The sequence below is a fragment of the Micromonospora sp. U56 genome (assembly GCF_018070095.1).
Classification (GTDB): domain Bacteria; phylum Actinomycetota; class Actinomycetes; order Mycobacteriales; family Micromonosporaceae; genus Micromonospora; species Micromonospora purpureochromogenes.
Window position 1 is genome coordinate 67,314 of sequence record NZ_JAGPYL010000018.1, and the last position, 7,209, is coordinate 74,522.

At 73.3% G+C, this 7,209-nt stretch carries 8 protein-coding genes; 6 read left to right on the plus strand and 2 right to left on the minus strand.

Annotated features, from left to right (window positions below):
• Positions 1-606: 606 nt before the first annotated feature.
• Positions 607-1,614: a tyrosine-type recombinase/integrase gene (locus KBX37_RS09655; RefSeq protein WP_210775545.1), complete on the plus strand. Its 1,008-nt coding sequence runs from the start codon at positions 607-609 to the stop codon at positions 1,612-1,614.
• A 13-nt stretch (positions 1,615-1,627) separates the two neighbouring features.
• Here KBX37_RS09655 and KBX37_RS09660 read toward each other — a convergent pair whose 3' ends face one another.
• Complete coding sequence (locus KBX37_RS09660) at positions 1,628-2,716, minus strand: cellulose binding domain-containing protein (RefSeq protein WP_210775546.1); 1,089 nt, start codon at positions 2,714-2,716, stop codon at positions 1,628-1,630.
• A 69-nt stretch (positions 2,717-2,785) separates the two neighbouring features.
• Between KBX37_RS09660 and KBX37_RS09665 the strand changes: the two genes are divergently transcribed.
• On the plus strand, positions 2,786-2,944 hold the full coding sequence (locus KBX37_RS09665) for a hypothetical protein (RefSeq protein ID WP_210775560.1): 159 nt from the start codon (positions 2,786-2,788) through the stop codon (positions 2,942-2,944).
• A 59-nt stretch (positions 2,945-3,003) separates the two neighbouring features.
• On the plus strand, positions 3,004-3,894 hold the full coding sequence (locus KBX37_RS09670) for a bifunctional 5,10-methylenetetrahydrofolate dehydrogenase/5,10-methenyltetrahydrofolate cyclohydrolase (protein WP_210775547.1): 891 nt from the start codon (positions 3,004-3,006) through the stop codon (positions 3,892-3,894).
• A gap of 46 nt (positions 3,895-3,940) precedes the next feature.
• On the opposite strand, the gene KBX37_RS09675 is transcribed toward KBX37_RS09670, so the two are convergent.
• Positions 3,941-4,720, minus strand: coding sequence for an endonuclease/exonuclease/phosphatase family protein (locus KBX37_RS09675; RefSeq protein WP_210775548.1), 780 nt, complete (start codon positions 4,718-4,720; stop codon positions 3,941-3,943).
• A gap of 195 nt (positions 4,721-4,915) precedes the next feature.
• On the opposite strand from KBX37_RS09675, the gene KBX37_RS09680 reads away from it, so the two are divergent.
• From KBX37_RS09680 to KBX37_RS09690, 3 genes are all read left to right on the plus strand, one after another.
• A complete protein-coding gene (locus KBX37_RS09680) occupies positions 4,916-5,689 on the plus strand; it encodes a TSUP family transporter (protein WP_307849016.1) in 774 nt (257 codons plus the stop codon).
• Between the two features lie 27 nt (positions 5,690-5,716).
• Positions 5,717-6,532: a GNAT family N-acetyltransferase gene (locus KBX37_RS09685; RefSeq protein ID WP_210775549.1), complete on the plus strand. Its 816-nt coding sequence runs from the start codon at positions 5,717-5,719 to the stop codon at positions 6,530-6,532.
• A 94-nt stretch (positions 6,533-6,626) separates the two neighbouring features.
• A partial coding sequence (locus tag KBX37_RS09690; RefSeq protein WP_210775550.1) for a vWA domain-containing protein occupies positions 6,627-7,209 on the plus strand: 583 nt, incomplete at its 3' end.

The following is a 7,209-nucleotide window of genomic DNA, read 5'->3' on the forward strand; positions in this document are numbered from 1 at the left end:
CCCAGGGGAGAGGCCCGGCCTCTTACAATGCATCAATCGAAGCCGATAGCCCAGCCGCACGACCACGGCCGCGGCGATGAGAAAGTGGCACTACGCAAGCAGACAGCCCAAGCGAACACCGCGTCGACCAACTGCGGCGGGGTGACTAAAGCGACGGGGACCTGGGACTGCACCAGATCACTGAGGCCCAAGCTGGCTCAACTCTGTGAGAAAGCTCGGGAGATGGCTCAGGTCAGATGAGAAATGACAGGACAGCTCCACCCGGCGCCGGCGAGGTCACCGCCCCTGTATGTCCTCATTCGATAATATACATTATGTCAAGTCGCACGGGTGGAGCCTCCTCCGGGAGGGGTGGGCGGCGCTGTCGTGGGCCGGCGGCGAATGATGATCGGGTGGCAGTTTCCGACTGCCACGTCGGCGTTCGGCTGGGACGCCACCTCGCGCCCATGTCATGGGCAGCGCCGCTGTACCTCAGCCCGCCATTCCTCGTCAACCGCTCGCCGGGCACCGCCGCTCACAGGCGATCCGGAAAGCGGGTCTCCGCCTGTGCCGCTCCCCTCTCTCGCGGGCTGGCCGGAAACCCGAAAAACCTGCATAATTTGCCTTATGCATCACAAACGGGACGAATCGGTAGGATGGCTCATCGAGGAGTTCCTGACGGCGCGGGCCACCCGCAAGCCCTCCCCGCACACGCTGGAGGCGTACCGGCGGGACCTGCGGGCGGTCGCCGCCCTGGTCGGCGAGGACGCCACTCCCCTCCCCCTCGACCAGGTGATGATCTCGGACCTCTCCCCCCGGGTCATGCGTGCCGCGTTTGCCCGGTTCGCCGCTCCCCGGGCGGCGTCCTCGGTGCACCGCGCCTGGTCCAGTTGGAACAGCTTCTTCACGTTCCTGGTGGCCGAGGGGGTGGTGCCGGGCAATCCGATGCCGGCGGTGGGCCGGCCGCGCGCTCCGCTCCCCCAGCCCAAGCCGTTGCGGGGCGAGGACACCCCGGAGGAGTTGCTCGCCTCGGTCGCCCGGGAGGACGGCCGGCAGCGGGACCCGTGGCCGGAGCGGGACGTGGCGGTGCTGGCCCTGGCGCTCTGCGCCGGGCTGCGCCTGTCGGAGCTGCTGGCGCTGCGGGTGTCGTCGCTGACCGGGCGGGCCGGCGAGCGGCGGGTGGACGTGGCCGGCAAGGGCGGCCGGCCGCGGGTGGTGCCGGTGGAGCCGGAGCTGGACCGGGTGCTGGCGGCCTACCTGGACAGTCGGGTGCGGCGGTTCGGGTCGCGCAGCGTACGGCCGGATTCGCCGTTGCTGGTGGACCGGCGGGGTGAGCCGCTGCGTCGGGGTGGGCTGCAGTACCTGGTGGACTCCTGTTATCGGCGGGCGGGTATCGGTGACCGGGTGCCGCGCGGCGCGCGGCTGCACGCGTTGCGGCACACGTTCGCGACGCGGTTGGCCGAGGACGGGGCGAGCGCCGCGGAGATCATGCGGTTGCTGGGGCACGCGTCGTTGGCGTCGTCGCAGACGTACATCGAGGTGACGGCCGGTCAGCAGCGGGCGGCGGTGCGATCGAACCGCACCAACCGCGCGCTGGCGGGGCTGGTGCCGCTGTCGTTCGATCCCGCGGGTTGACCGGGGCGCCGGGTCACAGGCCGGTGCAGGGGGTGCCGTCGATCGTGCAGCCCTCGGGTGCCTTGGTGCGCGGGTCCGGGTTGCGGACGTCGAAGGTGATGGTCTGCGACTGTCCGGCCGGAACGGGTGCGCCGGTGAAGGTGACGGCCTGACCGTCCTGCTGCCAGTTGCCCCCCTGGGCGTTGGTGACGGTGCCGCCCTCGGCCAGGGTGATGACGAGGGTCCAGCTCTTCGCCGCGGGGCCGTCCGGGTTGTCGAGCACCACCTGGCCGGTGTAGCCGAAGATCCGGGTGGCGGTGGTCTCGTAGCGGGCGGTCATGGTGGCGGCGCTCGGGGCGGCGGAGGTGGCTGTGCGCGACGGGGTGGCGGTGGGGGTCCGGCTGGGGCGCGGGGTGCTGCGAGCGGCGGCGGACGAGGGCCGGGCGCTGCGGGTGGTCCGGGGCGCGGCACTGTCGTTGGTGGCGCCGGCGGTGGGTGGTGGGGGTAGCGGGGCCGGTGCGGCGGTCTGGTCCGCGTCGCCGGGCAGCAGGGCCCAGAGGGCCGCGCCGGTGGTGAGGGTCGCCGCGGTGACCGCCGCGACGATCGCCAGCCGGCGTCGGCGGTCGGCCGGTGCGGGTACGCGGCCGGACAGGGCGATGGCGGGCAGCTCGGCGGTCGGCGGGTCCTCGCCGCGGCGCAGGTCGACCTGCTGGAAGGCGAGCCAGTCGAGGATGGCGGGGAGCCGTCCGGCCAGGGTCTGCTGGTAGTACCGCTCGCGGTGGTCGCGGTCCTCGGCGGGCCAGGTGCCGTGTTCCATGGTTTCCTGCACGGACAGTCGGCAGCCCTCGGTGGTGCGGGTGATGGTGCAGGTGAGCTGGGTGCGGCGGTCGCCTTCCTGGCACTGCAGGACGAGCAGCTCGGGTGCCCGCTGGTCGGTCACCTCGGCGTCGACGGCGGCGTGGAAGCCGGGCAGCCCCGCGGTGTGCAGCAGCAGCCGCTGCGGTGCCTGCGTGACCGTCTCGGTCTCGGTGAACCAGCGGCTGAGCAGCTGCGGATTGGTCAATGCCTGCCAGACCCGGTCGCTGGGGTGCGACAGGTCAACCTGGGCGCTGATCTCGATCACGGCGAGACTGTACGGGTTGTGATGAGTGGCCGCTGGGGCGCGGGTGCCTGTCCTGACAGGATCGCCGGCGTGCGGGTGGGTGCGGCGTGGGCGGTGGCGGTCGACTGGGTGCGTGAGCGGATGAGCGCCGACCCGGGTGTGCGGGGCGCGTTCTTCAGCGGTTCGACGGTGGGTCTGGCGGTGTGGCAGGCTGAGGGTGGACGCGACTGGCGGCACGGGGATGGGTGAACCATCGGGGAGCTCGTCGCGGGGGTCGACCGCCTGGGCCTCCGCGGACGAGGTGAGCCATGTCTGTTTCTGTTTCCCCGACGACTGCGACGGCCCGGCTGCTGCCCGGTAAGCCGGTGGCGGAGAAGATCCTGACCGAGGTCGCCGAGCAGGTGGCGGCGTTGCGCGCGGCGGGGGTGACGCCGGCGTTGGCGACGGTGCTGGTGGGTGACGACGACGCGAGCGCCGGGTACATCCGGATCAAGCAGCGTCAGGCGGCGGAGTTGGGTTTCGCGTCGCCGCACGTGCACCTGCCGGCGTCGGCCTCGCAGCGGGATCTGCACCGGGTGCTGGCGGATTTCAATGCCGACGCGGGGGTGCACGGGGTGCTGGTGCAGCATCCGATCCCCGGTCATCTGGACTACGACCGGGCGTTGGACGTCCTCGACCCGGACAAGGACGTCGACGGTATGCACCCGGTGAACATGGGCCGGTTGGCGTTGGGTCTGCCGGGGCCGTTGCCGTGCACGCCGGCGGGGATCGAGGCGTTGCTGGCGTACCACGGGGTGCCGGTGTCGGGTCGTGAGGTGGTGATCCTGGGTCGGGGGGCGACGCTGGGGCGGCCGTTGGCGATGCTGCTGGCGCAGAAGCGGCCGACGGCGAACGCGGCGGTGACGGTGGTGCACACCGGGGTGGCGGACTGGCCGCGGTACACGCGGCGGGCGGAGATCCTGGTGGCGGCGGCGGGGGTGCCGGGGATCGTGCGGCCGGAGCATGTGCGCCCGGGCGCGGTGGTCGTCGGTGGTGGGGTGCGCTACGAGGGGCGGCGGCTGCTGCCGGACGTGGACGAGTCGTGTGCCGAGGTGGCGGGGGCGATCACGCCGCGGGTCGGCGGGGTGGGTCCGACGACGGTGGCGATGTTGTTCCGCAACGCGGTGCGGGCGGCGCAGCGGGCCGTCGGGCAGGGCTGAGGCGGCCGCGGCGGCGGGCGGGCCGGGGTCGGGTCGCCCGCCCGGGTCAGCCGAGGTCGACGACGAGGGGCCGGTGGTCGGAGATCGTCGACAGCGGTGTGCCGACGGCGGTGACCGGGGGCAGCCGGTCCAGGCCGTGCCGGTCGGCGAGGATGTGGTCGAGTTGCACGCGGGGCGCGGCGGCCGGGTAGGTGGGGCGGCGGCCCAGCGGCCGCCAGCCGCTGAGCAGTCGGGCCGCGCCGGCGGGGAGGTTGAGGTCGCCGAGCAGGATCCGCGGGGCGGGCAGGGTGCGTAGCGCGCGTACGACGCGGCGCAGCTGGTGGGCGTTCCAGCCGGGGACGAACGACAGGTGGGTGGCGGCGACGGTGAGTGGCCCGTGCGGGGTGTCGAGGATCGCGGCGAGCACGACGCGGGGTTCGTCGCGCAGCAGGATGAGGCCGCCGCCGGGGCCGGGGACGTAGATCGGGGACCGTACCGGGGCGGGGCGCAGCCGGGTGACCTGCCAGGAGCGGACGGGGTGTCGGCTGACCAGGCCGACGCCGTAGCAGGGTTCGCCGTGGCCGTCGTCGTCGTGGCGCAGGGGGCGGAACTGTTCGCCGGGGGTGCCGACGACGGCGGCGGCGAAGCGGTGTTCGGGGGCGTCGAGGGCGCGGGCGGCGATGGCGGTGAGGTCGAGGTTGCCGCTGCGGGACTGGTCCCGGTCGACTTCCTGCAGGGCGAGGATGTCGGCGTCGAGGGTCTGCACCGCGGCGGTGAGCCGGTCGGGGTCGACCAGGCCGTCGGTCAGGGAGCGGCCGTGCAGCAGGTTGAACGTCGCCAGGCGCACTCCTGCACCCTACGTCGCCGTGGCACAGTTGCCCGATGGTCAAGGCGTTGCTCTGTTCGATGCTGGTGTTCGTGGCGGTGGCCTCGGTGGGGCTGTGGCTGCGTCGTCGGCGCGGTCGGTGAGGGGGTCGCCGGCCGGTGAGGTCGGCCACAGGGTGGCGCGGCGGGTCGGGGCGGGTGGGCAGAATGGCCGGCCGTGGATCCCCTGTCGCTGACCACCCTGCTCGCCGCGGCCGCGATGGCCGGTTGGGTCGACGCGGTGGTCGGTGGTGGTGGTCTGTTGCTGCTGCCGGCGCTGCTGGTGGCCGCGCCGGGGGTGCCGGTGGCGACGGCGTTGGGCACGAACAAGCTGGCCGCGATCTTCGGTACGTCGACGGCGGCGGTGACGTACGCCCGCCGTACGAAGATCGACTGGATGGTGGCGGGGCCGTCGGCGGGGCTGGCGGTGTGCTGCGCGGGTGTCGGGGCGGCGCTGGCGGGGGCGGTGCCGGCGGGGGCGTACCGGCCGGTGGTGCTGGCGGTGCTGGTGTCGGTGGCGTTGTTCGTGGTGTTCCGTCCCCGGTTGGGGGTGGTGGCGGTGCCGGCGCGGCGGACCCGGCTGCGGGTGGTCGCGGCGGTGGCGGTGGCCGGGGTGGGCGTCGCCCTGTACGACGGTCTGATCGGCCCGGGTACGGGGACTTTCCTGGTGGTGGCGTTCACGGCGCTGGTGGGCGCGGACTTCGTGCACGGTTCGGCGATGGCGAAGGTGGTCAACGCGGGCACGAACCTGGGGGCGCTGGTGGTGTTCGCGGCCACCGGTCACGTGTGGTGGCTGCTGGGGGCGGCGATGGCGGTGTGCAACGTCGCCGGGGCGGCGGTGGGGGCGCGGATGGCGTTGCGCCGGGGCGCCGGGTTCGTGCGGATCGTGCTGCTGGTGGTGGTGTTGGCGCTGGTGGCGAAGCTCGGTTACGACCAGTGGCGGGCGGGTTGAGCGCTGTGACGGGAGGTGGCTGACCCGATGCCGGTACGGGCCGAACACGACCGCGCCGCCCTGGCGGAGCTGCTGCGCCGCGATCCGGTGCTGCACGCCTATCAGCTGGGTGACCTGGACGACTTCTTCTGGCCGTACACGTCGTGGTTCCGTCGTGGTGGCCAGGTGGCGCTGCTCTACCACGGGGTGACACCGCCGGTGCTGCTCGCCTTCGCCGGGCCGGACGGTCGGCCGGAGCTGGCGGCGCTGCTGGCCGACCTGGCGCCGATGCTGCCCGCCCGCCTGTACGCGCACCTGTCCCCCGGCCTGGAGGAGGTGCTGGGCGGCTGGTTCAGCTTCGATCCGGCCGGGGCGCACCTGCGGATGGCGCTGACCGATCCGGCGCGGCTGGCCACGGTCACCCCGGCCGGGGAGGTGCTCGGTGAGGCCGACCTGCCGGCCCTGCGCGCGCTCTACGCGGTGGCGTATCCGGGCAACTGGTTCGATCCGCGGATGCTCGCCACCGGCCAGTACGTGGGGATCCGGCAGGCGGGTGAGCTGGTCGCGGTGGCCGGGGTGCACGTCTGGTCGCCCACCTACCGGGTGGCCGCGCTGGGCAACGTCACCACCCATCCCCGGGTACGCGGGCAGGGCCTGGCCGCCGCGGTGGTCGCCGGGCTGTGCGGGCGGCTGCGTGCCCACGTCGACCACGTCGCCCTCAACGTCAGGGCTGACAACGTCGCCGCGGTGCGGCTCTACCGAGGGCTTGGTTTCAGCCGGGTCGCCGACTTCGGCGAGTACACGCTGACTGCGGTGACAGACAGCATGTCCAGCCGCCACGCCGGGTCAACAACCCGACCCTGACCTGGGTCTGTGTCGGACGGGCGGCGGCCCGTCGGACCCCTAGCGTCTCCTGGCAGAGGCCGCGTCGTGACGCGGTGGAGCCGAAGGAGCACAGATGGCAGTGACATCAGTACGGGGTCGAAGTCGGTTGGCGGGTCTCACCGCCGCCGTGGCGGCCCTGGTGACCGTGGTGGGTGGGCCGGCGCTCGCGGCGCCGGGCGTCGACCCGGCCGTGGTGGACCGGGACGCCGATCCGGGCGCGAGCATCGACATCGCCAAGGTGGTCGCCACCCCGCCGATTCCGCCGAAGCCGGACGTGGTCCTGCTGGTCGACACGACCGGCAGCATGGGCACCGTCATCGGTGACGTGCAGGCCAACCTTCAGCAGGTCATCAACAATGTGCGGTCGGTGCAGCCGAGCGCGCAGTTCGCGGTGGCCTCGTACCGGGACGAGAGCGACGGCGCGGAGCTGTTCCGGGTCCGGCAGAACCTGACCGACGACGCGACGGCGTTGCAGAACGCGGTCAACGGGCTGTCCGCCGGCGGCGGCGGGGACACCCCCGAGGCGTGGGTGAACGCCCTGTTTCAGGTCTCCGACGGTGGGATCGCCTACCGCTCGGGCAGCAGCCGGATCGTGGTGCGGGTCGGCGACGCCGCCAGCCACGACCCGAGCGCCGGGCACACCCTGGCGCACGCCC

Bases quoted from the DNA above. Each gene is read 5' to 3' on its own strand.
- KBX37_RS09685 (WP_210775549.1), top strand. From the start codon at position 5,717: ATGCCGGTACGGGCCGAACACGACCGCGCCGCCCTGGCGGAGCTGCTG.
- KBX37_RS09670 (WP_210775547.1), top strand. From the start codon at position 3,004: ATGTCTGTTTCTGTTTCCCCGACGACTGCGACGGCCCGGCTGCTGCCC.
- KBX37_RS09655 (WP_210775545.1), top strand. From the start codon at position 607: ATGCATCACAAACGGGACGAATCGGTAGGATGGCTCATCGAGGAGTTC.